Raw genomic sequence first — 24,323 nt, 5'->3', positions numbered from 1 at the left:
GGGTGACCGATTTCGCTGCAGTGGTCCCGGCTGTGACGCGACCGGCAGCATCCGTCGCCTCGCCGAAAAAGGCGGTCAGTGCGCTGCTCGTTAATGGCGTTCTCGTGCTCATTGCGCTGTGTTTTCTGCTGCCGTTGGCCTGGCTCGTGCTCGCCTCGCTCGACGTGCGGGCGAGCTATCAGACGCAAATTCCCGACCGGCTCTCGCTAGAGAATTTTCGGGCGGTGCTCACCCCCGATCTCACTTTTCGGCCCCTGTGGAACAGCTTTCTACTCTCGGCTGGCGCATCGGTCGTGACCGTGGTGGCCTCCGTTCTCGCCGCCTACCCGCTCTCCCGATATTCGATGCGCTTCAATAAACCGTTTATGTATGCGATTCTGTTCGGGACCTGCCTGCCGATCACGGCGATCATGGTTCCCGTCTACAGCCTGTTTGTGCGGTTGCAGCTGATCGATTCGATGGGGGCGACCGTTCTGTTCCTGGCGGCGACGTCGTTGCCGATGGCGATTTGGATGACCAAGAACTTTATGGACTCGGTGCCGATCAGCCTTGAGGAAGCGGCTTGGGTTGATGGCGCGAGTGCTATGACGGCGCTGCGTCGCATTGTCGTGCCGCTGATGCGACCGGGCCTCGGGGTGGTCTTCATTTTCGTGTTCATCCAGGCCTGGGGAAACTTCTTCGTACCATTCATTCTGCTGCTCTCGCCGAGTAAGCAACCGGCGGCCGTAAGCATTTATAGCTTCTTCGGCCAGTTCGGGGCGATAGCGTACGGCCAACTCGCGGCGTTCTCCGTGCTCTATTCCGTTCCCGTAATACTTCTGTACGCACTCGTTTCGCGCGGCATGGGAGCCTCCTTCTCCATGTCGGGCGCGATCAAAGGGTAGGGCCAGCATGCACGACGACAGCGCACTGATCGAAGCCCGGCTGAACCGGTTCGTTCGTGAACGACTGCTGCCAGCGATCTACCGGGCCACCGCGCCGCTCACAGTCACCGCCTGGACGGTGCCGGGAGAGCCGGTCTCGTTTGCCGAGGCGATCGCGCATCCGTTTGCGCCGTTCGTCGTTGGCGAAGCGTGGGGCCGTCCGTGGGGCACCGTGTGGTTTCACCTCACCGGGCTGGTGCCGCCCACGTGGGCCGGCCTGGCCGACACCCGCATCGAAGTCGTCATCGACCTCGGGTTCACCGCCGCAGTGCCAGGATTTCAGGCCGAGGGCACCGCCTACAGCCCGGATGGCCGCCTGCTCAAGGGTGTTGAGTCGTTGAACCGCACCGTGAGTGTGCGCGGCGACACCATTGACCTCTATATAGAGGCCGCCGCCAACCCGAATATCGCGGCCGACTTCAGCTTCACCCCCACGCTGCTCGGCGATCTCGACACCGCCGGCACCACGCCGCTCTACCTGCTTCGACAAGCGGATGTCGCCCAGCGCGACACACAGGTCTGGCACCTCGTGCAGGACGTGTTCGCTCTCGACGGCCTGCGCCGCGAGTTACCCGTCGCCTCACCGCGGCGGGCGAACATTCTGCGCGCCCTCGAACGCTGCCTCGATCTGCTCGACCCCGACGATGTGAGTGGCACAGCAGTCGTGGGCCGGGCTGCCTTGGCAAATGTAATGGCGAGCCCGGCAAACGCCAGCGCGCATCGGGTGCACGCGGTCGGGCACGCGCACATCGACAGCGCCTGGCTCTGGCCGGTGCGCGAGACCGTGCGGAAGGTCGCGCGTACCTGGTCCAACGTGCTCGATCTGATCGATCGGTATCCAGACTTCGTGTTCGCGGCCTCCTCCGCCCAGCAATACGCCTGGTTGCGCGACCAATACCCGGACTTGTTTGAGCGGGTGCGCGGGGCCGTCGCGGCCGGAAACTTCGTGCCAGTCGGCGGTATGTGGGTCGAGTCCGACACGAACATGCCTAGCGGCGAGGCACTGGCCCGGCAGTTTGTCGTCGGCAAGGGGTTCTTTCTGCGGGAGTTCGGAGTGGAACCCCTCGAAGTCTGGCTGCCAGACTCCTTCGGCTATTCGGCGGCGCTTCCCCAGATCGTGCGCGCGGCCGGCAGTCGGTGGTTTCTCACCCAAAAGCTCTCCTGGAACGACACGAACGTGTTTCCCCACCACAGCTTTCTCTGGGAGGGCCTCGACGGCAGCCGCGTCTTCACACACTTTCCGCCGGTCGCCGACTACAACGCGCAGCTCTCCGGCCTCGAACTGGCCCGCGCCGAAAACCTGTACAGCGAAAAGGGTGCCGCGAATACCTCGCTCGTGCCGTTCGGGTGGGGTGACGGCGGCGGTGGCCCGACCGAGGAGATGATTGCCGCCGCCCACCGCACAGCGTCGCTCGAGGGCTCGCCGACGGTCGAACTGTCGAGCCCGCGGCGCTTCTTTGAGGCGGCGGAGGCGGAATATGAGGCGCCACCGGTGTGGTCTGGCGAGTTGTACCTGGAGTTTCACCGCGGCACGCTCACCTCGCAGGCCCGAACCAAGCGGGGCAACCGGCGCAGTGAGCACCTGCTCCGAGAGGCGGAGCTGTGGGCGACGACGGCTTCTCTTCGGGCAGGGGCTGAGTATCCACGCGCGGCCCTCGATAACGCGTGGCAGACGGTGTTGCTGCAGCAATTTCACGACATACTTCCGGGATCGTCGATCGCCTGGGTGCACCAGGAGGCCGAGCGTGAGTATGCACGGGTCGCGCGCGTGCTGGAGGGGGTGATCGAGGCATCCGTTCGTGCACTGTGCGGGGCGGGTAGCGGCGCGATCGTGCTGAACGCTGGACCGTATGCCCGCGCCGGGGTGCCCGCGCTTGGCGGCAGCAGCGTGCGCGCCGAGGTGACGCCCGTCACAGCGACGATCGCCAACACCCCCGACGGCTGGGTACTCGCCAACCGGCACGTGGTCGTGACGATTGACACGGACGGACTCTTCACGTTGGTCTATGATCGTCAGAACCACCGCGAGGTCGTGCCGGCCGGAGCCAGGGCCAACCTGCTCACGCTGCACCGGGACACCCCCACCGAGTGGGACGCCTGGGACCTGGACACCCCGCATTCGCGCCTGTTCGAGGCGCTCACCGCTGCCGAGTCGATCGACCGAATCGACGAACTTCCCAGCGGCAGGGTGGGGGTGCGCGTCACTCGCCGATTCGGAGGCTCGTCCCTCACCGAAGAGATCACCCTCGCATCGGATTCACGTGCGATCGACCTGAACTTCAGCATCGACTGGCACGAGCGGCAGAAGCTGCTGCGGCTGAACTTTCCGCTCGACGTGCACGCCGATCGGGCCGCCTCTGAAATCCAGTTCGGGCATATATTCCGTCCGACGCATGCGAATACCTCGTGGGACGCTGCCCGCTTCGAAACCGTCGCCCACCGCTGGGTGCACGTCGGGGAACCCGATTTCGGAGTGGCGGTGGCCAACGACTCTACCTACGGCCACGCGATCACCCGCACCGTCTTTCGCGCAACGGATGCCGCCCCCCGCATCGAAACACCAGCGCGCGTCGGCACCACCGTGGCGCTGTCCCTACTACGCGCCCCGGTCTTCCCCGACCCGGCCACCGACCAGGGACGGCACGACGTCGGGGTATCTCTCCGCGTCGGCGCGAGTATTCCTGACGCGGTATATGAGGGTTATCGGCTCAACCTGCCGCTGCGCACCGTCACCGGCGTTGGCGCTATAACGGTCGAGCCGCTGTTCGCGGTCGACAATCCCGCTGTGGTGATTGAGGCCGTCAAGCTCGCCGAAGACGGCAGCGGTGACGTGATCGTGCGGCTCTACGAGGCGCACGGAATCCGGGCCCTGGCCCGGATCATCCGCTCATTCGAGGCGGCCGAGGCCTACGAGACGGACCTGCTTGAGCGCCGTGTCGCCCCCGCCGCCGTGACCGCGACTGATGACGCCGGCCTGACGTTGGAATTGCGCCCGTTCCAGCTGGTGACGCTGCGCTATCGGCGCACGTAACGCCGGTAATATTCGCGACACGCCGTCACCACGCGTCACCCGACACGGCGTGTCGCATATTCACCGGCGTTACGTACCGGCTCGGCGGCCTAGACCAGCAGCTGGTGCTTCGCGAGGTCGCGGTAGAGCGGGGTTGAGACCACGAGCTCCGAGTGGGTGCCGATGCCGACGACTTCGCCGTGATCGAGCACCACGATCTGGTCGCTGTCGACGACGGTCGACAGGCGGTGTGCGATCACAATGAGCGTGCGGTCGGCTGCCACGGCGTCGATAGCTTCGCGCATCATCTGCTCGTTTTTGCCATCAAGGCTGGAGGTGGACTCGTCGAGCAGCAGAATGGGCGGAGCCGCGAGCAGCGCCCGCGCGATTGCGAGGCGTTGGCGTTCGCCGCCGGAGAGTTTCACGCCCGATTCGCCGACCGCGGCGCCGAGCCCGGCCGGGTCGCGGTCGAGTACCTCGCCGAGGTTGACAGCGTGCAGCACCTTGATGCAGTCCTCGTCGGTGGCATCGGGCGTTGCGAGCGTGAGGTTGTCGCGCAGCGATCCGGCCAGCACGGGGGCGTCCTGCTCGACGTAGCCGATCTGTGCCCGTAAAGCGGTGCGATCCAGCGAACGGATGTCCAGCCCGCCCAGCCGCACCGTGCCATCGGAGACGTCGTAGAAGCGCTCGATCAGGGCGAGAATGGTGCTCTTTCCGGCTCCGCTGGGGCCGACGAGCGCCGTGCGCAGGCCGCGCGGCGCGGTGAATGAGATGCCCTTGAGTACGGGACGCGGTTCGGTAGAGGCTGAGGCGTCTGGTGCGGTCGCCGTGGTGGCGGCCGAGCCGTCAGCATCCGCTGCAGCCGTAGGGTCAACCTCGACCGCCGCCGCAGCGTACCCGAAGTGCACGTTGTCGAAGCTGATCGCCGCGGCTTCTGGATTGACCTTCTCGTTCGCGGCACCGACGGTCATGGCGAGCGGCGCGATGTCGCGATCGAACTGATCCTCGGCGGGCAGATCGATGATTTCCTGGATTCGACCGAGCGCGCCGAGCGCCGCGTTGACCGAGGTGATCGCGCCGAAGAACTGGCCGAGCGGCATGATCATCATGAACAGGAACAGAATGAAGGCGACGAGGTCGGCGATGCTGATGGCGTTGCTCGCGACGCGAAAGCCGCCAACGCCGAGCACCACGAGAAATGTGACCTGCATGGCGATGCCGGCAATCGGCACCACGAGGGCGCTGATCTTGGCGACCTCGATGCCCATGCGCCACGCGCCGTGGGCGTCCTGGTCGATCACGGCGACTTCGCGCTCGGTTGCGTTGGCGGCGCGCACCGTGCGGATGGCGCTGATGGCACGCTCAACGCTCGCGGCGAGGTCGCCGACCTTCGCCTGCGCGGCCTGGCTCGCGGTGCGGATGCGCCGTGACAACACTGTGACCGTGACCACCGACACCGCGATGACGAGCACGGTTAGACCGAGCAGCACCGGGTCGATGATGAGCATCGCAATGAGCGCACCGATAAAGGTGAGCGACCCTCCGATCGCCTCGACCAGGCCCTGGGTGAGCACGGCGCGCAGCAGGGTCGTATCGCTGCCGACGCGGGAGACGAGGTCGCCGGTGCGGCGAGCATCGAATTCGCTGATCGGCAGGCGCAGCAGGCGGCCGACCAGCTTACGTCGGCTGGAGAGCACGACCCCCTCGCCGGTACGCTGCAGCAGGTAGTGCTGATAACCGCTGATCAACCCGGAAATCACCACAAGCGCGATCAGCCAGCCGAGCAACGAGCCGAGCGGGTTGTTGGCCTGGACTTTCGTGATGACCTGGCTGACCAGCAGGGGTTGGGCCAGGCTTGCCGCGGCCCCGAGCACGCTCAAGACGACGACAACGCCGAGCACCTTCTTGTGTTCGAACAGGTAGGGGAGCAGTTGGCTGAACTTCGCACGCGGGCCGGTGGGGGCTGGGCGGCCCCGGCGGCCGGCGCGCGCCGGCTTCGGTTCAGTTGGGGGAGCAGATGTGTCGGGCTCAGCGGAAGTCACTGATTAATCTTAACCGCCGAAGATGCGAACCGTCGCCACTGGTACAGGTGCGGTCTGCACGCGCACGAGCGGCGACCTCCGTGTGCGCTGTCTCGGGACGCGCGTAAAGCGCGCTCCTCAACCAGCGGGTCGGTCGCCCACTTCGCTGGTCGAGGAGCCGGCGTCTCGAGACCGATGGAGCCGCTCTCGAGAGCACGAACCTAGCGGTGCAGGTCGAGGTCCTTCGTTTCGCGGCTCAGGATCAGCGCGATCAGGGTGATCACGGCCATGACCGAGAGGTAGATACCCACCCAGAAGGGGCTGCCCCCGCCGAGCGTCCACAGCCAAATGGCGATGAATGGAGCGACGGCCGCGCCGAGAATCGAACTCATGTTGTAAGCGAAGGCCGAGCCGGTGTAGCGCACGCTGGTCGGGAACAGCTCAGGCAGCAGCGCGCCCATCGGGCCAAACGTCATGCCCATCAGTGAAAAGCCGACGATGAGAAACAGCATCACACCGGGAAATCCGGCCCCGAGCAGCGGCACGAACAGCAGCCCGAACACGACAATGGCGAGCGTCACGATGATGAGTGTCTTGCGGCGTCCGTGCCTGTCGGCCCAGGGGCCAGAGGCGAGGGTGAAGATTCCGAAGAACACCACGCCGAGAATCATCATGAGAATGAAGTTGTTGTAGGTGAACCCAAGTCCCGGCACCGGGGCATCCGTTGCTGCACGGCCATAGCCGAGGGTAAAGGTCGTCATCAGGTAGAACAGAACATAGGTCGCGAGCATAGTGAACGTGCCGAGGATGAGTTCGCGCCAGTTCGACTTGAACACCGCAGCGAGCGGCAGCTTCTCGACCCGTTTGGCCGTGACGACCTGGGTGAAGACCTCGCTCTCGACCAGGCGCAGACGCACCCAGAGGCCGACGATGACCATCACGGCCGAGAACAGGAAGGGGATGCGCCAGGCCCACTCGAGGAACGCCTCGGACGGGCGGGTTGGGTCGGTCGATGGCAGCGCGAGGGCGAGGCCGAGGAACAAGCCGTTGGCGATGATGAACCCGAGCGGGGCGCCGACCTGGGGAAAGGTTCCATACCAGGCGCGCTTGCCGGCCGGTGCGTTCTCGGTTGCGACCAGTGCCGCGCCGCTCCACTCGCCGCCGAGGGCGAACCCCTGGGCCAGGCGCAGAATGACGAGCATGAACGGTGCCCACCAGCCGATCATCTCGTAGGTCGGCAGCAGGCCGATCAAGAACGTTGCGATGCCCATGATGAGCAGCGCGCCGACCAGGGTGGCTTTGCGCCCCTTGCGGTCACCGAAGTGACCGAAGAACAGTGCGCCGATCGGTCGGGCGACCATGGCGGCGCCGAAGACGGCGAAGGAGGCGAGCAGTGCGGTGGTCTCGTTACCGGTGGGAAAGAACAGGTGGGGAAAGACGAGAACGGCCGCCGTCGCGTAGACGTAGAAGTCGTAGAACTCAATGGTCGTGCCGATGAGGCTCGCCATGATGACGCGGCCCTTCGGATTGACGGGCTTGGTCGGCGTCGAAACCGACGCAGTGGATGTAGACATGAGGGTGAAACACTCCGGAAGGGATTGCGAAGCGCTGACGAAACCCGCAAGTCGATCTGACTTCCCGCGGTAACGTTTACGCACGAATGGGGGTGTGGCCGCGAGTGGAGGCCATAAAAAACCCTACCTCGCCCGATCGAAAGCGGGTAAATGGTTGCTTCGAGTGACGTGAAGCAGCCAGTTACCCGCTTTCGCGAAACTTATTACTTCCAGAGCACCGCGACGACAATGTTGACGAGGGTGAGGGCTCCGATGGCCCAGAGCACCCAGGAGGCCACGCTTGGCTTCTTGCGGTTCATGACCACGAGCACGGTGATCACGATGAGCACGAGCAGCTTGATGCCGATCTTGACGTTGTCGATGTGGCCGAGCGAACCCATCTCAATCACGCCGACCAGCAGCACTCCGGTGACCAGCTGGGTCAGCGCGCCGTGAAACATTGCGGCGACAATCGTGCCCTTGCCGGCGATGATCGCCTTGATCTGCACCAGAAAACCGCCAAGCAGCGAGGCGAGGCCGACGAAGTGCAGAATGAGCAGAATGTTGCGCAGAAGGTCCATGCGTTCAGCCTAGGCGACGACGATGCGCCACAAGCTACCGGACAAGCCCGCGCAGCTCACGCAGCACCAGAGCGGTGGCGAGGGCAGCGGATGCCGCCTCCTCACCCTTGTCCTCCTTCGAACCGGGCAATCCGGCTCGATCGAGGCCCTGCTGTTCGTTGTCCAGGGTCAGTACGCCGAAACCTACCGGCTTGCCGGTGTCGAGCGCGACGCGAGTGAGGCCATCCGTTGCCGCATTAGAGACGAATTCGAAGTGCGGGGTGCCGCCGCGAATGATAACGCCGAGGGCGACGACCGCATCGGCCCCGTTTTCGAGGGCAACCTTGCAGGCGACGGGCAGTTCGAAGCTGCCCGGCACCCGCACGAGCGACCAGGAGGCGCCGCTCGCTTCGAGCACCCTGGTCGCCCCGGCAATCAGGCCGGCGGTGATCACGTCGTGCCACAGACCCGCCACGATGACCACGCGCAGACCGCTGCCGTCAACATTGATTAAAGGTCCGGTTCCAGCCATTAGGCGATTCCATTCATGATGTCGGTGTTCGTGATGTGGTGACCCATCCGGTCACGCTTGGTCGCGAGGTATTCCTCGTTGAATTCGCCGATGCCCACCACGAGCGGCACCCGCTCGGTCACGCCTACACCGTGCCGCTCCAGCTGGCGCACCTTCTCGGGATTGTTGGTGAGCAGTCGCACCGAAGTCAACCCGAGTTCGTGCAGGATGCTGCTGGCCGCGCCGTATTCGCGGCTGTCGACGGGCAGGCCCAGCGCCACGTTCGCGTCGAAGGTGTCGAGGCCGTCCTCCTGCAGCTCATAGGCCCGCAGCTTGTTGATCAGGCCGATGCCGCGCCCCTCCTGGCCGCGCAGGTAGACGACAACACCGCCCTCCTCCTGAACGATGTCGAGCGAGGCGTCGAGCTGCGGACCGCACTCGCACTTGAGTGAGCCGAAGGCTTCGCCGGTGAGGCACTCGGAGTGCACGCGCACGATGGCGCCGTCGACCGGGGTGCCCGCCACGAAAGCGACATGGTCTGCGCCGGTCGAGACGTCACGGTAGGCACGCACCCGAAAGAGACCATGGCTGGTGGGAACCATGGTTTCTACCTCGAAGTCGACCCGTGGTGCTTTCACAACGGGGGCGAGCTCCTCGTCGGGATGAAACTCGTTCAGGAAACTGATCAGGTCTTTAATGGTGATAACGAGTAGGCCCTCGCGTTCGCCGAGTTCAAGCAGCCCCGGTAGGCGCATCATCTCTCCGTCGTCGGCGACGATCTCAGCTATCGCGGCGACCGGAACTAAGCCGGCCAGCTTCATCAGGTCAACGCCGGCCTCAGTGTGGCCGCCGCGCTCGCGAACACCGCCGTCCCTGGCGCGCAGCGGCAGAATGTGACCCGGCCGGTGCAGGCTTATCGCTGCCGAAGCAGGGTCGGCCAGCACCCGCAGGGTGTGGGCGCGGTCAGCGGCGCTGATGCCGGTCGACAGCCGGTCGGCAGCGTCGACGCTCACCGTGTAGTTCGTGCCGAGAGGATCTTCGTTGTTCATGACCATGACCGGCAGGTCAAGCCGATCGGCGATCTCGTTGGTCATCGGGGCACAGATGAACCCTGACGAGTAGCGCACGGTCCAGGCGATCCATTCCTGGGTAGCGAGCTGGGCTGAAATGATGACGTCACCCTCGTTTTCGCGGCCCTCGTCGTCGGCGACGATGACCGGTCGGCCGAGGCGCAGTTCCGCGAGTGCGGCGGGAATATCGGCGAGGTTCATGATGCGCTCCTGGTTTCGGACTGGTTTTGCGGGGTTCGGGCTGCGGTGAGGTCGAGCATCCGTTCGACGTGGCGGGCCACAATGTCGGTCTCAATGTTGACCCGGTCGCCGGCGGCACGCTCGCCGAGGGTGGTCGCCGTAAGGGTCTCGGGAATGAGCGACACCTCAAACCACTGATTCGTCTCGGTGGTGGGGCTGATGTTGCTCACGGTGAGGGAGACTCCGTCGATGGCGATCGAGCCCTTACCGACCACCAGGGGAGCAAGTTCGGTGCTGAGGCTGAATCGCAGCACCCGCCAGGCCTCGCCGGGGGTGACCGCGAGCACGGTGCTGGTTCCGTCGATGTGGCCCTGCACGATGTGGCCGCCGAGGCGCCCGCCGACCAGGGCGGCGCGTTCGAGATTGACCGGGGAGCCGGCGCGGGCCTCCGACAGCGTTGACATCGACAGGGTCTGCGCCATCACGTCGGCGGTGAACGTTTCGGCGGTGCGGGCAACCACGGTGAGGCAGACGCCCTGCACCGCGATGGAGTCGCCGTGACCAGCACCGTCGACGACGAGCGGGCCGCGAATGGTGAGGCGGGCGGCATCCGCTGTGTGCGAGATGTGCTCGATCTGGCCGAGCTCCTCGATGATTCCGGTGAACATGGGGTTCCTTAGGTGGTGTGCGGCCGGGCAACGATGAGAACATCGTCGCCGAGCCGGTCGAGGGAGTGAACAGAGAGACGACGCTGCTCGTCAATGCCGGTCACGCCGATGTCTGTGATGGCTAGTCGGGGCCCGCCGATGAGCGTCGGTGCCAGGTAGACGAGGTATTCGTCGACCAGCCCGGCGGCCACGAAGGCGCTCGCCACGGTGGGTCCGCCCTCGATGAACACGCTGCGGAGGCCGCGTTCGTGCAGGTCGGCGAGTAGGCCAGGCAGATCGCGGCCGTCGAACAACAGCGGTTGCTGCGGGTGGCTGCGCAGGGCAGCGGATGCCGGCAGCTCGCGTCGGCCCAGCACAACGGGCACCGGCTGCCGCTCGAGCTGCTCACCCTTGAGTCCGCGCGCGGTCAGCGCCGGGTCGTCGGCGAGCACTGTTCCGGTGCCGACCAGAATCGCGTCCGCGGCGGCGCGGCGCCGGTGCACGTCGTGTCGGGACTCTGGCCCGGTGATCCAGCGGCTGGAACCGTCGGCGGCGGCCGCGCGCCCGTCGAGGCTCGACGCCCACTTGAGCGTGACGAAGGGGCGTCGAAGGCGTGCGGCGACGAGCCAGTCACCGAGAAACGCCTCACCATCGATGCTCCATAGACCGCCCTGAACGTCGATGCCGGCGGCCCGCAGCCGGTCTGCTCCGCCGCGGGAACGCTCGCCGGGGTCGGTCACCGAGTAGATAACGCGGGCGACGCCGGCCTCGATCAGGGCTTGGGTGCAGGGGCCGGTGCGGCCGACATGGTTGCAGGGTTCGAGGGTGACCACGACGGTACTGCCGTGTGCGACGCCAGGGGCGAGGTAGGACAACGCGTCGACCTCTGCGTGTGTGCTGCCAGCGCCGCGGTGCCAGCCCTCCGCGACGGTGTCGCCCTGTGCGTTCAGAATGACGCAGCCGACTCGTGGGTTCACGCCGGTGGCTGGCCCCCGGGCGGCGAGTTCGAGTGCGCGGCGCATTGCGCTGTGCACCATTGTGTCAGCCGCCGCGTTGTTGGTCATCCCGCCCTCATCCAGATTGGACGAGCTCCGGGGGTGTGGGTCTGCCGACATGCACAAAACCCGTCGGTCGACCGTAGGGGCCAACCGACTCGTGCGCCTCCCGTCCGGACTTTAACCGTCGGTGCTGGAATTTCGCCAACTCAACCGCTTGGTCCCTTTTTCAAGGGGCTAACGGGTCGCGGACTTTAACCGCCGGTTCGGAATTACGCCGACCCCGGAGCACGTGTACTACTTCTAGTTATAGTGCAACAGCCCGTGTACCGTGGTATTCCCGCCACAATCCGACTCAGGAAGCCTCGACCAGAGCCCTGGCGGTGCTCTCGTCGACGAAGAGGTCGGTGATCAGCCGGGCGGCGAGCGCACCGCGCAGGCTGGCGATTTTGGAGCGGCCGGCAACGACGCAGATGCGCCGCGGGGTCCGGCGCAGTACCGTGAAGTCAGGGCCGGTCGACCGCTCGTTCAGGGCGATACCGTCGGCCGAACCGTCAGCGCGATAGAACACGGTCGCTACGTCGCCGACAATGCCCGCCGTGCTGAGAGCGTCGAAGTCCGCCTTCTCGAGGTAGCCCCCGGCATAGACGCGGCTGGTCACACCGGAAAACGGTGATCCCAGGCCGAACAGGGCGATGTCTAGGGTGGATTGCATGTCGATCAGACGGCTGATGCTGCGCTCCCGCCAGAGCGCCTGCTTGGTCGCCGGGTCGTCGAAGAACGCCGGCACCGGAAACTGCTGAATGTGCGCGCCGAAGGCCGTGCCGAAGCGTCCGAGAATTTCGCTCGCATAGCCGAGGCCGGTTGTGCGCATATTTCCCGCGCCATTGAGCTGCACGATTTGCGAGTTGTGCGTCTGCTTGGGCGTCAGGTGTCGGCTGATTGCGTTCATGGTGGAGCCCCAGGCGATGCCCATGGTCATGTTGGAATCGAAGTATTGGCCGAGAATTCGTGCAACAGAGAGGGCTACGCGCTCCAGGCGATCGACGTCGCTCGCGCTGTCGGGAACCGGGACGACGTGCGCTTCGATCCGAAACCGAGCCTCGAGCTGCTGCTCGAGGTGACTGGGAGCATCCAACGGGGACTTGATCTGAATATCGACCAAACCCGTCTCCCTGGCATGGCTCAGCAGGCGAGAGACGGAGGATCGGGAGGTATGCAACTCCTGGGCGATCGCGTCCATAGTGAGGTCCTGCATGTAGTAAAGGTGTGCCGCTGTAAGGGCGTCGCGGCTGCGATCGGACTGCACCGGATCAATATCGAACGTCACACTTACTCCTTGCACGTATGTTCAATCCTGTTGAGAAATTGTGTCGGACTGTCAGACTGAATCTATTCACATGGCTTGACCCGCGCAAATTAAGCCTGGGTAAGCCCGAGGCAGAGGTGACAACAATGTCGTTCGCAAATTCACAGACCGGTACCGCGATCTCCGATCGTGCGACGGCCCAGGTGCTCATTATCGGCGCCGGTATCAATGGCATCGCGACCTTCCGCGATCTGGCCCTGCAGGGCGTCGACGTGGTCATCGTCGAGAAGAACGACTTCGTCTCCGGCGCGTCGTCGGCGAGCTCGCACATGATTCACGGTGGGGTGCGCTACCTTGAAAACGGCGAGTTTCGCCTGGTCAAGGAGTCGGTGACGGAGCGCAACAGCCTCCTCAAGATTGCACCGCACTATGTCAAACCGCTGCAGACAACCATCCCCATCTTCTCCACCTTCTCCGGGGTGATGGCCGCGCCGCTGCGGTTTATCACCCACAGGCAGGGGGCCACGCACGTGGAGCGCGGCGCCATGCTCATCAAGGTCGGCATGATGATCTACGACGCATTCTCCCGCGATGGCGGAACGGTGCCGCGCCATGAGTTCGTTGGCCGAAGCAAGGCGCTCGCCGCCTTGCCGAAACTCAACCCCGGCCTCAAGTACACGGCCACCTATTACGATGCCGCCATGCACGACCCGGAACGGCTAGCCCTCGATGTGCTGCACGACGGCCTCGATGCCGGCCCACACGCCCGCGCGGCCAACTATGTTGAGGCCGTCGGCATGGATAACGACGGCGTGCACCTGCGCAATAGCGTCACCGGCGAAGAATTCACCTTTCACGCGGATGTCGTCGTCAACACGAGCGGGCCGTGGACCGACCTGACTAACACGGCTTTGGGCCAGCCGAGCACGTTCATGGGCGGTACCAAGGGCTCCCACATCGTGCTCGACAATCCGGAGCTGCTCGCGGCGACCGGAGGCCGAGAGATCTTTTTCGAGCACGAAGACGGACGCATTGTGCTGATCTACCCGCTCAAGGGCCGAGTTTTAGTCGGTACGACCGACCTCGAACATGACATGTCGAAGCCGGTGCGCTGCACCGAAGACGAGATCGACTATTTCTTCGACCTGGTCGCGCACGTTTTCCCAACGGTGAAGGTCGATCGTTCGCACATCGTGTTCCGTTTTGCTGGCGTGCGCCCGCTGCCGCGTCACGACGATGAAGCCCCGGGTTTCGTCTCCCGCGACTACCGCATCGAGTCGCGTCCGCTGCCCCGAGCAGGCGTCGCGGACGGCACCCTGCTCAGCCTGGTCGGCGGCAAATGGACCACCTTCCGCGCCCTCGCCGAAAACCTGAGCACTGACATCCTGAAGCTGCTCGGCCTGCCGCGCACCGTCTCCACCGAGGGCTTGGCCATCGGCGGCGGCCGCAATTTTCCGGTAACGGATGCTGCCCATCAGGTGTGGGTCACCGCTCACGGCGACGAGGTGGGCGCCGATCGTGCCGAAGCGCTGCTCGCCCGGTACGGCACCCGCGCGAGCGAGGTCATCGACTTCATGACCGACCCGACCGCGCAAACGGATGCCCCGCTCCAGCACGACCCGGCATACACCCGGCGTGAGATCGAATTTCTGGCCTCCACCGAGAGCGTCGTGCGCCTGATCGACGTGCTCCTGCGGCGCACCAGCATGGCCTTCGTCGGATCGGTCACCACGCCCCTGATCGAGGAGGTCGCGCGCGTCGTCGCCCCGGTTTTGGGGTGGGATGCTGGGCGTCTGGCCGAGGAGATTGAGCTGGCCCACGGCATCCTGAGCGACGTGCACGGGGTCGCGCTGGCCCCGGTCAGCCAGGCTCCCTTTTTCGCCGTTTAACCGGCCGTGGCGATGATTGCCGACAATCTGCACGAACGTGCAGCAGAAAGCGACCATTGCCAGGTGGGGCGCCGATACGTTTCTATGTAGGTAACACCAGCACGACCGTCGCACTCGACAACTTTGTCAGTCGGCAGCACCCCATCTGAAAGGTCAATGTGGACAATCTCGGTGTCGTCTTTATGTCAGAGGTCGTGGGAACGGCCATTCTCGTACTTCTCGGCTGTGGCGTGGTCGCCAACGTCGCTCTTGCCAAGAACAAGGGCTTTGGCGGCGGCTTTCTCATGGTCACCATTGGCTGGGGCCTCGCGGTCTACGCCGGTGTGATCGCAGCGTACAACTCGGGTGCCCACCTGAACCCGGCCGTCACCCTCGGGCTCGTCGCGAGCGGCGCGGAGGAGTTCGGCTCCGGCGTACCGGTCAATCTCGTGTCGATCCTGACGTATATCGGGGCGCAGATGATCGGTGCCATTCTGGGTGCCGTTGTGGTCTGGCTCGCCTACAAGCCGCATTTTGATCTGGAACCAGACGCCGCGAACAAACTCGGCGTGTTCTCGACCGGGCCGGCCATCCGCTCCTACGGGTGGAACCTCGTCACCGAGATCATCGGCACCTTCGTGCTGGTCTTCGTCGTCATCGGTTTTGGTCGAAACGGCGAGGCCGGCGGCCTCGCGGCCCTCGGCGCCCTGCCGGTGGCCTTGCTCGTTATCGCGATTGGCGCCTCGCTCGGTGGGCCAACGGGCTACGCCATCAACCCGGCACGTGACCTCGGCCCGCGCATCGCGCACTTCATCCTGCCGATCAAGGGCAAGGGATCGAGCGACTGGTCCTATTCCTGGGTGCCGGTCCTTGGCCCGATCATCGGCGGTGTCGTCGCCGGTGCCTCGTCGGGGGTGCTCTTGCCCATTTTGGGCTAAGTCAGGCATCCGCTTTCATTATTTGTTTTTCACCACCTGGACCAACAAAGGAGTTACACATGGCCAAATACGTTCTCGCCATCGACCAGGGAACCACGAGCTCCCGAGCGATCATCTTTGACAAGACCGGGTCGATCATTTCGACTGGTCAGCTGGAGCACGAACAGATTCTGCCGCAGGCCGGCTGGGTCGAGCATGACCCGAAAGAAATCTGGGATAACACCCGTGAGGCCATCGGCCAGGCGCTGTCCAAGGCCAACATCACCCGCCACGACATTGAAGCCGTCGGCATCACCAACCAGCGAGAAACCGCTGTGGTCTGGGATAAGAACACCGGCGTGCCCGTCTACAACGCCATCGTCTGGCAGGACACCCGCACTCAGCCCATCGTCGACCGCCTCGCCGCGGACGGCGGTGTCGAACGATTCAAGTCGAAGGTCGGACTGCCACTGGCCACCTACTTCTCGGGCACCAAGATCGTCTGGATCCTCGAAAACGTCGAGGGAGCACGCGAGAAAGCGGATGCCGGCGATCTCCTGTTCGGCACCACCGACTCCTGGGTACTGTGGAACCTGACTGGCGGCATCGAGGGCGGCGTGCACGCTACCGACGTCACTAACGCGAGCCGCACCATGTTCATGGACCTCGAAACCCTGCAGTGGGACGACGAGATCCTGCGCATCTTCGACGTGCCCAAGTCGATGTTGCCCGAGATCAAGTCGTCGTCCGAGGTCTATGGTGTCGCGAGCGGGCACAGCCTGCTGCGCGAGGTACCGATATCCGGCATTCTCGGCGACCAGCAGGCCGCGACCTTCGGCCAGGCCGCCTTTGGCCAGGGCGAGGCGAAGAACACCTACGGCACCGGTAACTTTTTGATTTTCAATACCGGCACCGAGATCGTCCACTCAAAGAACGGCCTGCTCACCACCGTGGGCTACAAGCTCGGCGATGCCCCGGTGCACTACGCGCTTGAGGGATCGATTGCGGTCACCGGCTCGCTCGTGCAGTGGATGCGGGACCAGCTCGGCATCATCAAGAACGCCTCCGAGATTGAAGACCTCGCCAAGACGGTTACCGACAATGGTGGGGCCTACTTCGTGCCGGCGTTCTCGGGCCTGTTCGCGCCGTACTGGCGCTCGGACGCGCGCGGAGCGCTCGTGGGACTGACCCGCTACGTGAACAAGGGCCACATCGCGCGGGCGGCGCTCGAGGCCATCGCCTATCAGACCCGGGAGGTACTCGACGCGGTCAACGCGGACTCCGGGGTGCCGCTGACCGAGCTCAAGGTCGACGGTGGTGCCACGGTCAACGACCTGCTCATGCAGTTCCAGGCCGACATCATTGGCGTGCCCGTCGTGCGCCCGGTCGTCGCCGAGACCACCGCGCTCGGCGCCGCCTACGCGGCCGGCCTTGCTGTGGGCTTCTGGAGCGACCTGGACGACCTGCGCTCCAACTGGCAGGAAGACGCCCGCTGGGAGCCAGCCATGGACCCAAAGGAAGCTGCTCGTCTCCTGCGCAACTGGAAGAAGGCTGTCACGAAGACCCTCGACTGGGTAGACGACGACGTGCGCTAGCCCCTTCCCCCACCACCAGCTGGCTCCTCTCCAGCATGCGCCACTGCGCATAACTCCTGCAATTTCTGTGGTTGCGGCGCCGGATGCCCGTAGTTCCGGGCCGCTCCTTGTCGTTGGCTACGATGTGCAGGAGTTATGCGCATGGCGGCCCGACTTCGGCTACTGCACCGCGGTCGACCCGAATCCGGATGCCCACGGCGCAGAATTCCTGCCGCGGGTACCCCACAGCGCATAACTCCTGCAATTTCTGTGGCCGAGGCGACGGATTCCCATGATTCCGGGCCGCTATACCGAGCCACCCACGGTTTGCAGGAGTTATGCGCGGGGTGGCGTCGCCTCGGCGACTGTGTAGCGGTGCCGGAGCGGGCTCAGCTGCTCCTCCACAAGGTGGTCGTCGCGCCGATTGTCCACAGATTGGAACTTCGACTCTCGGTCGCGGCCCGGCAGTAGCCAACATCAGGTCATGGCTTCCTCCCCCACCCTGAACGCAGTCGACGGCCCGCGCCGCATCCTCAGTCGCGCTGAGCTTCTTGCCAGCGGCATGACCGGGCGGGATATCACCAACGCCGTGCGGGACAACGTCCTCGTGCGGGTACGCCGCGACCACTACGCGGCGCCGGCTACTGACCGTCATACCCTTGAGGCGGTGCGCATCGGTGGTCGACTGGCCTGCGTCTCTGCCGCCGCAGAGATTGGCTTCTTCGCCTTCGACGCGCAGTTCACGCACCTCCACCTGTCGCGAGAAGCGTCGCGGTTGCGCAGCCCGAAGGACCGGCGCGTTCCGCTCGCGCTGGCCCACCGAGATGGCGTCGAGTTGCACTGGTGGCCCCTCATTGACGCCGAGGACGGCACCAGATATTGTGTCGGCGCGCGGGATGCCCTCTCCCAGATCATCCAGTGTCAGGAACCGCGTTTCGCCCTCGCAGCGCTTGATACCGCCCTGCACGAGCGCAAGATCTTCCCGACCGACCTCGCCACGATTTTCGCGCAGGTTCCCGCGAAATATCGGGACCTGCGCACGCGAATCGATGCTCGGGTTGATGCGGGGCAGGAGACCGTCTTGCGCGACCTGTTGCGACAAGCCGGCTTCCGCTGCGAGATCCAGGTCGCCATTCCTGGCGTTGGCCGGGTCGATGTGCTGGTCGAGGGTTGTGTCGTGTTGGAAGCCGACAACCGGCTGCATCACAAGGAATGGTCAGAACACGTTCGTGACCGCACCAGGGATCGTCTGTTGGCCGCTCGCCGGTACCTGACGCTCCGTGTTCTGTACCAGGACATCATGTTCGACCCGGAGGGCGTGATTCAGGCCGTTCGCGAGCTCGTCGACATCTGCCGTAACGGCAGCGATCGCGCGTCTTCCTTCGCCTGACGACATCGACCGGCGGCACAACTCTTGTGTCCACCCGGGTGTGCACAACTCCTGCAATTTCTGAGTCATCGGCAGCGGATGCCCGTGATCGCGCGGCTCTGAACCGGCGGCGCGAGAAATTGCAGGAGTTATGCGCAGGGGCGGATCGGCGGGTGGGATGCAGACGAATACCCGGGCAGCGATCAGCGACGCGGCAGGAAGCCGACGCGGTCGTAGACGGTGGCCAGGGTCTCATCCGCGACGTCAGCAGCCCGAGCGGCGTTGGAGGCGAGCACCCGGTCGAGCTCGGCCGGGTCGCCAAGCAGCTCGGTGACGCGCTCACGAATCGGGTCGAAGGTGCCAAGAACCACCTCGACCAGCCCCTTCTTCAGGTCACCGTAGCCGCGCCCGGCGTACTCATTCTCGAGGGACTCGATCGTGCGCGAAGCCAGCACGGAGTAGATCGTGAGCAGGTTCGCCACGCCCGGCTTGTTCTCGCGGTCGAAGACCACGCCGCCATCGGCATCCGTCACCGCCCGCATGATCTTCTTCTTGGTGACCCCCGGCTCATCGAGCAGCCAGATGACCCCGGCATGCGACTCGGCCGACTTCGACATTTTCGACGTGGGATTTTGCAGGTCGTAGATCTTCGCGGTGTCCTTCACGATTGCCACCTCGGGAATCGTAAACGTGTCGCCGAATCGCGAGTTGAAGCGCAGCGCGAGATCGCGGGTGAGTTCAACGTGCTGACGCTGATCTTCCCCAACCGGCACGACAGAGGTCTGGTAGAGCAGAATGTCGGCGGCCATCAGCGTCGGGTAGGCAAACAGTCCCACGCTCGTGGCGTCGGCGCCGTGCCGTGAAGACTTGTCCTTGAACTGGGTCATGCGACTGGCCTCACCGAACCCGGTGATGGTGTTGAGCACCCAGGCCAGCTGCGCGTGCGCCGCAACGTGCGACTGCACGTACAACGTCGACGCCGAGGGATCGATCCCAGCCGCAATGTACTGGGCCGCCGTTCCGCGGGTGTTCTCCCGCAACTTTAAAGGCTCCTGCGCGACGGTGATCGCGTGTAGGTCGACGATGGAGAAAAACGCGTCGTGCGTCTGCTGCAGCGACTTCCAATTCAGCAGCGCGCCAATGTAGTTGCCGATCTGCAGGGACTCGGCCGAGGGCTGCATGCCCGAATACAGGCGGGGTTTGGTCATAATGTTGCTCCAGAAAGGTCATAGTCAACAACGACGGCGGAGTGGTCGCTCCAGCGCTGGTCATACGCTGCGGCCCGGTCAACCACATAATTGACAACGGATGCCGCCAGCATCGGGCTGGCCAGATGGTAATCCAGCCGCCACCCGGTGTCGGTGTCAAACGCCTGGCCGCGCTGCGACCACCAGGTGTACGGCCCGTCAACCTCACCGGCCCACTTACGGCCAACGTCGATCCAGCCCAGTCCCGCGCCCGCGTTATAGTTCGGGTCACCTTCGCTTCCGAGAATCAGGTCGAAGTACGCGCGCTCCTCCGGCAAAAAACCGGCGTGCTTCTTGTTGCCGCGCCAATTCTTAATGTCGAGTGTGCGATGGCCAACATTCAAATCGCCCAGCACGAGCGCCAGCGGGCTGTGCGTCGTCAGCTCGGGCAGCCGGGCGATCATGGCGTCCAGAAACTTGTACTTCTCGACCTGTTTGGGAGTATCGGTTTCGCCGGAGTGTACATAGGTACTCACCACGGTGATGACCCTGCCGTTGACCTCATAGTCGGCCTCCAGCCAGCGACCGGCGCTGTCGAATTCCTCAGGCCCCAGGGCAACGCGATGAATGGATGCTCCCGCTCGGCTCGCGAGAGCAACTCCGGCACGGCCCTTGGCAGTGGCAGCATCGTGCAGAATATTCCAGTCCGGACCGAGCAGCCCTTCGAGGTCTTCGGTGGAGGCGCGCACCTCTTGAATTGCCAGAATATCAACGTCACGGGCCGTGAGCCAGTCGCCCATTCCCTTGCGGTACGCGGCTCGTACCCCGTTCGTGTTGATACTGGCGATGCGAAGGGGTTTGGCTGCAGACATGGATCAAGTCTAGTTAGCAGCATCCGCCTGGTTGTACTGGGCGACGCGCGCTTCCGCCGCGCGGAGCTCGCGGCGGGCGCTCCACCTGGCGTACCAGGGTGACGAGTCGAGGTTCGCTCTGGCCGCCTCGAGCGACGCCTGCGCGGTCAATCGCAGGGCGTCGTGCATCCGCTGTCGTTGCCGCTGTTCGCTTTTGGTAGCTTCGGCGGCAGCCTCGTCGGCGCTGAGGGTGTGTGGCGCAATGCCGGCGTCGTCCATGCCGACGGCGATCCAGGATGCCGCGATGAGGGTGACGGTGCTCATCAGGTTGAACCAGATCAGCAGCCCGATGATCACCGAAAAGGTCGCGAGCAGGGGGTTGTTGCTGGCCCCGCCGAGCAGGGTTCCGCCGAGAATTTTTAGTAAGCCCAGGCCGCCGCCGCCGAGCAGCGCTCCGGCCAACAGCCGCCGCAGCGGAATGCGCACCCGAGACAGCACACGAAACAGCCCGGCTAGGGTAATCGTGTCAATCACCAGTACCACGACCAGGCCGATCACCCGGGCCGACGCCTCGTAGTAGAACGAATCCTGCGGCAGTTGAAACAGGCTGAACAGGCCGCCGAGCAGGGCTGTGCTGGCGAGTGACACGACCGCAGAGACCACTAGGGCGAGCCCGAAGAGCAGGCCGAGGCCAAGCTCGCGCAGTTTGACCAGGAGAAAGAACGTGGTCTGCGGCGGCATCCCGAACACGGTGCGCACGGCCAGTGCCGTCGTGGAAAGCCAGCTGAGTGCGGTCACCAACAGGCCGACGAGGGCGATCGCACCGATCCAGGTGAACATGGTGCCGGTGGCCAGTAGCGCCGGATCGATGGCGCCTTCGCTGCCGATGAGGCCCGGGACCGACTGGTTGATGAGCGCGTAGACCGCGTTGAGCAAGTCCTGGTTTGTGCTCAGCACGAGCCCGGCAATAGAGAAGCCGACCCAGATTGCCGCGAAGACGGCGAAGATCGCCTGAAAGCTCATACCGGCCGCGAGAATCCCCCCGCCGACCAGGCCGAAGTGCACGACGACCCGGACCGGTCGCCAGGTCTGGATGCGCGCCAGAAGCTCTTTCACGGTGTCAGCATAACGGGATAACGAGAAACACCCCCGTCGAATCGACGGGGGTGTTTCTCAGATAAAAACAAGCAGTTACGCCTTGCCGCGCATAATGGCCTGCTTGACCTCGGCGATGGCCTGGGTCACCTGGATCCCGCGGGGGCAGGCTTCTGTGCAGTTGAAGGTCGTGCGGCAACGCCACACGCCCTCTTTGTCGTTGAGAATGTCGAGGCGTACTGCCGCATTCTCGTCGCGGGAGTCGAAGATGAAGCGGTGCGCGTTGACGATGGCGGCCGGGCCGAAGTACTGACCGTCGGTCCAGAAAACCGGGCAGCTCGACGTGCATGCTGCACAGAGGATGCATTTGGTGGTGTCGTCGAAGCGGGCGCGCTGGGCGACCGTCTGGATGCGTTCCTTGCCCTTGACCGGGGTGACGCTGTTCATGAGGAACGGCTGCACCGCCTTGAAGGAATCGAAGAACGGCTCCATGTCGACGATGAGGTCCTTCTCTAGTGGCAGGCCCTTGATGGCCTCCACGTAGATGGGCTTGGTGACGTCGAGGTCTTTCATGAGCGTCTTGCAGGCCAGACGATTGCGGCCGTTGATGCGCATGGCATCCGAACCGCAAATGCCGTGCGCACAGGAGCGGCGGAAGGTCAAGGAACCGTCCTGCTCCCACTTGATCTTGTGCAGCGCGTCGAGCACCCGGTCGGTGGGGTAAAGCTGCACGTCGAAGTCCTGCCAGTGCGGCTCGTCATCAACCTCCGGGTTGAACCGACGCACAATGATCGTGGCCGTAAACGACTTGATTTCTTCGGGAATGGCCGGCTTGTTATCAATCGTGGCAGTGCTCACTAGTACTTCCTCTCCATCGGCTGGTAACGGGTGATGACAACCGGTTTCCAGTCGAGTTTGATGTGGTCGGCAGCGTCGGCGCTCATCGCGTCACCCTGAAGGTACGCCATCGTGTGCTTGAGGTAGTTCTCGTCATCGCGCACGAGGTAATCCTCGCGCTGGTGTCCGCCGCGGCTTTCCTTGCGGTTGCGAGCGGAGTAAACGACGACCTCGGCGAGGTCAAGCAGGAAGCCCAGCTCGACGGCTTCGAGCAGGTCGGTGTTGAACCGGCGACCCTTGTCTTGCACGCCAATATTCTTGTAACGCTGACGCAGCAGGTGGATGGTCTCGGTAACCTCGGCGAGGGACTCGTCGGTGCGGAACACCTGAGCCTTCTTGTCCATTTCTTCCTGCAGAATCTTGCGCAGCACGGCGATGCGTTCGGTTCCGCTCGACGAGCGGATGCCTTCCAACAGCTCGCGTACCTCCTTGGCCGGGTCTTCCGGCAGGGGAGTGAACGACGCCGTCTTGACGTATTCGACCGCGTTGTTGCCGGCACGCTTGCCGAACACGTTGATGTCGAGCAGCGAGTTGGTGCCGAGGCGGTTGGAGCCGTGCACGGACACGCAGGCACACTCGCCGGCGGCATACAGGCCGGGAACGACCTGTTCGTTGTTGCGCCAGACTTCGGCGTTCACGTTGGTCGGAATTCCGCCCATCGCGTAGTGCGCTGTCGGCATGACCGGCACCGGTTCGGTGACCGGGTCGACGCCGAGGTAGGTGCGGGCGAACTCGGTGATGTCAGGCAGCTTGGTCTCGAGCAGTTCCTTGCCGAGGTGGGTGCAGTCCAGGTACAGGTAGTCCTTGTCTGGGCCTGCGCCGCGACCCTCAGCGACCTCCTTGAGCATGCAGCGTGAAACGATGTCACGCGGGGCGAGGTCCTTGATGGTTGGCGCGTAGCGTTCCATGAAGCGTTCACCCGAGGAGTTGCGCAAAATGGCGCCCTCTCCGCGTGCTCCTTCGGTCAAGAGGATGCCCAGGCCCGCCAAGCCGGTCGGGTGGAACTGGAAGAATTCCATATCCTCGAGCGGCAGTCCTTTACGCCAGACGATTCCGACGCCGTCGCCGGTGAGGGTGTGAGCGTTCGAGGTGGTCTTGTAGATCTTGCCGAAACCGCCGGTGGCGAAGATGAACGCCTTGCCCTGGAACACGTGCAGCTCGCCGCTCGACAGGTCGAGGGCGACCACGGCCGACGGCTGGTCGACGCCGTCGACGTTGGTCATGACGAGGTCGAGCACGTAGTACTCGTTGAAGAAGTTGATGCCGCGCTTGACGCAGTTCTGATACAGCGTCTGCAGAATCATATGGCCGGTGCGGTCGGCGGCGTAGCATGAGCGACGAACCGGCGCCTTGCCGTGGTCGCGGGTGTGACCACCGAACCGTCGCTGGTCGATCTTGCCCTCTGGCGTGCGGTTGAACGGCAGGCCCATGTTTTCGAGGTCGATGACCGCGTCGATGGCCTCCTTGGCCAGAATCTCGGCGGCGTCCTGGTCAACCAGGTAGTCGCCACCCTTGATCGTGTCGAAGGTGTGCCATTCCCAGTTGTCTTCCTCGACGTTGGCGAGGGCCGCAGCCATCCCGCCTTGCGCAGCACCGGTGTGCGAACGCGTGGGGTAGAGCTTGGAAATGACCGCCGTGCTGGCGTGGGGGCCGGCTTCGATGGCGGCACGCATGCCAGCTCCACCGGCTCCCACAATGACGATGTCGTGCTGGTGGTAGTGCACACCGTCTACGACGGTGGACTCCGGGTTTGCGCCGGTAGGTGCTGTGGAGGATGTCATTTTTT

The 24,323-nt window shown here is 64.4% G+C and carries 19 protein-coding genes and 1 riboswitch; of the genes, 6 read left to right on the top strand and 13 right to left on the bottom strand.

The window, feature by feature from the left end; all coding sequences use genetic code 11:
• The first annotated feature begins 2 nt into the window (after positions 1-2).
• Complete coding sequence (locus CXY75_RS08830) at positions 3-884, top strand: carbohydrate ABC transporter permease (protein ID WP_369826705.1); 882 nt, start codon at positions 3-5, stop codon at positions 882-884.
• Between the two features lie 7 nt (positions 885-891).
• Positions 892-3,954, top strand: coding sequence for a glycoside hydrolase family 38 C-terminal domain-containing protein (locus tag CXY75_RS08825; RefSeq protein WP_104082459.1), 3,063 nt, complete (start codon positions 892-894; stop codon positions 3,952-3,954).
• Between the two features lie 89 nt (positions 3,955-4,043).
• Here the strand turns inward: CXY75_RS08825 and CXY75_RS08820 are convergent, their stop codons facing one another.
• The 8 genes from CXY75_RS08820 to CXY75_RS08785 all read right to left on the bottom strand — a co-directional run bounded on the left by CXY75_RS08820 (position 4,044) and on the right by CXY75_RS08785 (position 12,800).
• Positions 4,044-5,975, bottom strand: a complete 1,932-nt coding sequence (locus CXY75_RS08820; RefSeq protein WP_104082458.1) for an ABC transporter ATP-binding protein — start codon at positions 5,973-5,975, stop codon at positions 4,044-4,046.
• A gap of 200 nt (positions 5,976-6,175) precedes the next feature.
• Entirely contained in the window at positions 6,176-7,528 is a 1,353-nt protein-coding gene (locus CXY75_RS08815) for an MFS transporter (protein ID WP_104082457.1), read from the bottom strand.
• Between the two features lie 203 nt (positions 7,529-7,731).
• Entirely contained in the window at positions 7,732-8,088 is a 357-nt protein-coding gene (locus tag CXY75_RS08810) for a hypothetical protein (protein ID WP_104082456.1), read from the bottom strand.
• Between the two features lie 34 nt (positions 8,089-8,122).
• Positions 8,123-8,599: a 6,7-dimethyl-8-ribityllumazine synthase gene (gene ribH, locus CXY75_RS08805; protein WP_104082455.1), complete on the bottom strand. Its 477-nt coding sequence runs from the start codon at positions 8,597-8,599 to the stop codon at positions 8,123-8,125.
• Positions 8,599-9,849: a GTP cyclohydrolase II gene (ribA, locus tag CXY75_RS08800; protein WP_104082454.1), complete on the bottom strand. Its 1,251-nt coding sequence runs from the start codon at positions 9,847-9,849 to the stop codon at positions 8,599-8,601. The genes ribH and ribA overlap by 1 nt, the downstream gene beginning before the upstream one ends.
• A complete protein-coding gene (locus CXY75_RS08795; protein WP_104082453.1) occupies positions 9,846-10,496 on the bottom strand; it encodes a riboflavin synthase in 651 nt (216 codons plus the stop codon). Before CXY75_RS08795 ends, ribA begins: the two co-directional genes overlap by 4 nt.
• Positions 10,497-10,504: 8 nt before the next feature.
• Positions 10,505-11,539 (bottom strand): bifunctional diaminohydroxyphosphoribosylaminopyrimidine deaminase/5-amino-6-(5-phosphoribosylamino)uracil reductase RibD, encoded by a 1,035-nt coding sequence (gene ribD / locus CXY75_RS08790; RefSeq protein WP_233201816.1) that lies wholly within the window; start codon positions 11,537-11,539, stop codon positions 10,505-10,507.
• A gap of 88 nt (positions 11,540-11,627) precedes the next feature.
• A riboswitch (FMN riboswitch) is annotated at positions 11,628-11,765 on the bottom strand.
• A 60-nt stretch (positions 11,766-11,825) separates the two neighbouring features.
• The gene (locus CXY75_RS08785; protein WP_369826704.1) at positions 11,826-12,800 is read right to left on the bottom strand and encodes a sugar-binding transcriptional regulator; all 975 of its coding nucleotides are present in this window, start codon (positions 12,798-12,800) and stop codon (positions 11,826-11,828) included.
• Positions 12,801-12,925: 125 nt separating this feature from the next.
• Here CXY75_RS08785 and CXY75_RS08780 point away from each other — a divergent pair, with 125 nt between their 5' ends.
• The 4 genes from CXY75_RS08780 (at position 12,926) to CXY75_RS08765 (ending at position 18,528) form a co-directional block, all read left to right on the top strand.
• Positions 12,926-14,668 carry a glycerol-3-phosphate dehydrogenase/oxidase gene (locus tag CXY75_RS08780; protein ID WP_104082452.1) on the top strand — a complete coding sequence of 581 codons (1,743 nt, stop codon included), beginning with the start codon at positions 12,926-12,928 and terminating at the stop codon, positions 14,666-14,668.
• Between the two features lie 182 nt (positions 14,669-14,850).
• The gene (locus CXY75_RS08775) at positions 14,851-15,585 is read left to right on the top strand and encodes an MIP/aquaporin family protein (protein WP_104082553.1); all 735 of its coding nucleotides are present in this window, start codon (positions 14,851-14,853) and stop codon (positions 15,583-15,585) included.
• Between the two features lie 59 nt (positions 15,586-15,644).
• Positions 15,645-17,159, top strand: a complete 1,515-nt coding sequence (gene glpK / locus CXY75_RS08770) for a glycerol kinase GlpK (RefSeq protein ID WP_104082451.1) — start codon at positions 15,645-15,647, stop codon at positions 17,157-17,159.
• A 463-nt stretch (positions 17,160-17,622) separates the two neighbouring features.
• Positions 17,623-18,528: an endonuclease domain-containing protein gene (locus CXY75_RS08765; RefSeq protein ID WP_104082450.1), complete on the top strand. Its 906-nt coding sequence runs from the start codon at positions 17,623-17,625 to the stop codon at positions 18,526-18,528.
• Positions 18,529-18,710: 182 nt separating this feature from the next.
• On the opposite strand, the gene trpS is transcribed toward CXY75_RS08765, so the two are convergent.
• From trpS to sdhA, 5 genes are all read right to left on the bottom strand, one after another.
• Positions 18,711-19,715 (bottom strand): tryptophan--tRNA ligase, encoded by a 1,005-nt coding sequence (trpS, locus tag CXY75_RS08760; RefSeq protein WP_104082449.1) that lies wholly within the window; start codon positions 19,713-19,715, stop codon positions 18,711-18,713.
• A complete protein-coding gene (locus tag CXY75_RS08755) occupies positions 19,712-20,566 on the bottom strand; it encodes an exodeoxyribonuclease III (protein ID WP_104082448.1) in 855 nt (284 codons plus the stop codon). The genes trpS and CXY75_RS08755 overlap by 4 nt, the downstream gene beginning before the upstream one ends.
• A 9-nt stretch (positions 20,567-20,575) precedes the next feature.
• A complete protein-coding gene (locus tag CXY75_RS08750; protein ID WP_104082447.1) occupies positions 20,576-21,661 on the bottom strand; it encodes a YhjD/YihY/BrkB family envelope integrity protein in 1,086 nt (361 codons plus the stop codon).
• Between the two features lie 75 nt (positions 21,662-21,736).
• Positions 21,737-22,498 (bottom strand): succinate dehydrogenase iron-sulfur subunit, encoded by a 762-nt coding sequence (locus CXY75_RS08745; protein WP_104082446.1) that lies wholly within the window; start codon positions 22,496-22,498, stop codon positions 21,737-21,739.
• A complete protein-coding gene (gene sdhA / locus CXY75_RS08740; protein WP_104082445.1) occupies positions 22,498-24,318 on the bottom strand; it encodes a succinate dehydrogenase flavoprotein subunit in 1,821 nt (606 codons plus the stop codon). The genes CXY75_RS08745 and sdhA overlap by 1 nt, the downstream gene beginning before the upstream one ends.
• Positions 24,319-24,323: the final 5 nt, after the last annotated feature.

This window comes from Cryobacterium sp. Y11, from assembly GCF_002929535.1.
Lineage (GTDB): Bacteria > Actinomycetota > Actinomycetes > Actinomycetales > Microbacteriaceae > Cryobacterium.
The sequence above is the reverse complement of the archived record's forward strand: the minus strand, read 5'-3'. Positions and strand labels throughout refer to the sequence as shown.

Bases quoted from the DNA above. Each gene is read 5' to 3' on its own strand.
- ribA (WP_104082454.1), bottom strand. From the start codon at position 9,849: ATGAACCTCGCCGATATTCCCGCCGCACTCGCGGAACTGCGCCTCGGC.
- ribD (WP_233201816.1), bottom strand. From the start codon at position 11,539: ATGACCAACAACGCGGCGGCTGACACAATGGTGCACAGCGCAATGCGC.
- CXY75_RS08825 (WP_104082459.1), top strand. From the start codon at position 892: ATGCACGACGACAGCGCACTGATCGAAGCCCGGCTGAACCGGTTCGTT.
- CXY75_RS08765 (WP_104082450.1), top strand. From the start codon at position 17,623: ATGGCTTCCTCCCCCACCCTGAACGCAGTCGACGGCCCGCGCCGCATC.
- glpK (WP_104082451.1), top strand. From the start codon at position 15,645: ATGGCCAAATACGTTCTCGCCATCGACCAGGGAACCACGAGCTCCCGA.
- CXY75_RS08755 (WP_104082448.1), bottom strand. From the start codon at position 20,566: ATGTCTGCAGCCAAACCCCTTCGCATCGCCAGTATCAACACGAACGGG.
- CXY75_RS08795 (WP_104082453.1), bottom strand. From the start codon at position 10,496: ATGTTCACCGGAATCATCGAGGAGCTCGGCCAGATCGAGCACATCTCG.
- ribH (WP_104082455.1), bottom strand. From the start codon at position 8,599: ATGGCTGGAACCGGACCTTTAATCAATGTTGACGGCAGCGGTCTGCGC.
- sdhA (WP_104082445.1), bottom strand. From the start codon at position 24,318: ATGACATCCTCCACAGCACCTACCGGCGCAAACCCGGAGTCCACCGTC.
- CXY75_RS08780 (WP_104082452.1), top strand. From the start codon at position 12,926: ATGTCGTTCGCAAATTCACAGACCGGTACCGCGATCTCCGATCGTGCG.
- CXY75_RS08810 (WP_104082456.1), bottom strand. From the start codon at position 8,088: ATGGACCTTCTGCGCAACATTCTGCTCATTCTGCACTTCGTCGGCCTC.
- trpS (WP_104082449.1), bottom strand. From the start codon at position 19,715: ATGACCAAACCCCGCCTGTATTCGGGCATGCAGCCCTCGGCCGAGTCC.
- CXY75_RS08815 (WP_104082457.1), bottom strand. From the start codon at position 7,528: ATGTCTACATCCACTGCGTCGGTTTCGACGCCGACCAAGCCCGTCAAT.
- CXY75_RS08775 (WP_104082553.1), top strand. From the start codon at position 14,851: ATGTCAGAGGTCGTGGGAACGGCCATTCTCGTACTTCTCGGCTGTGGC.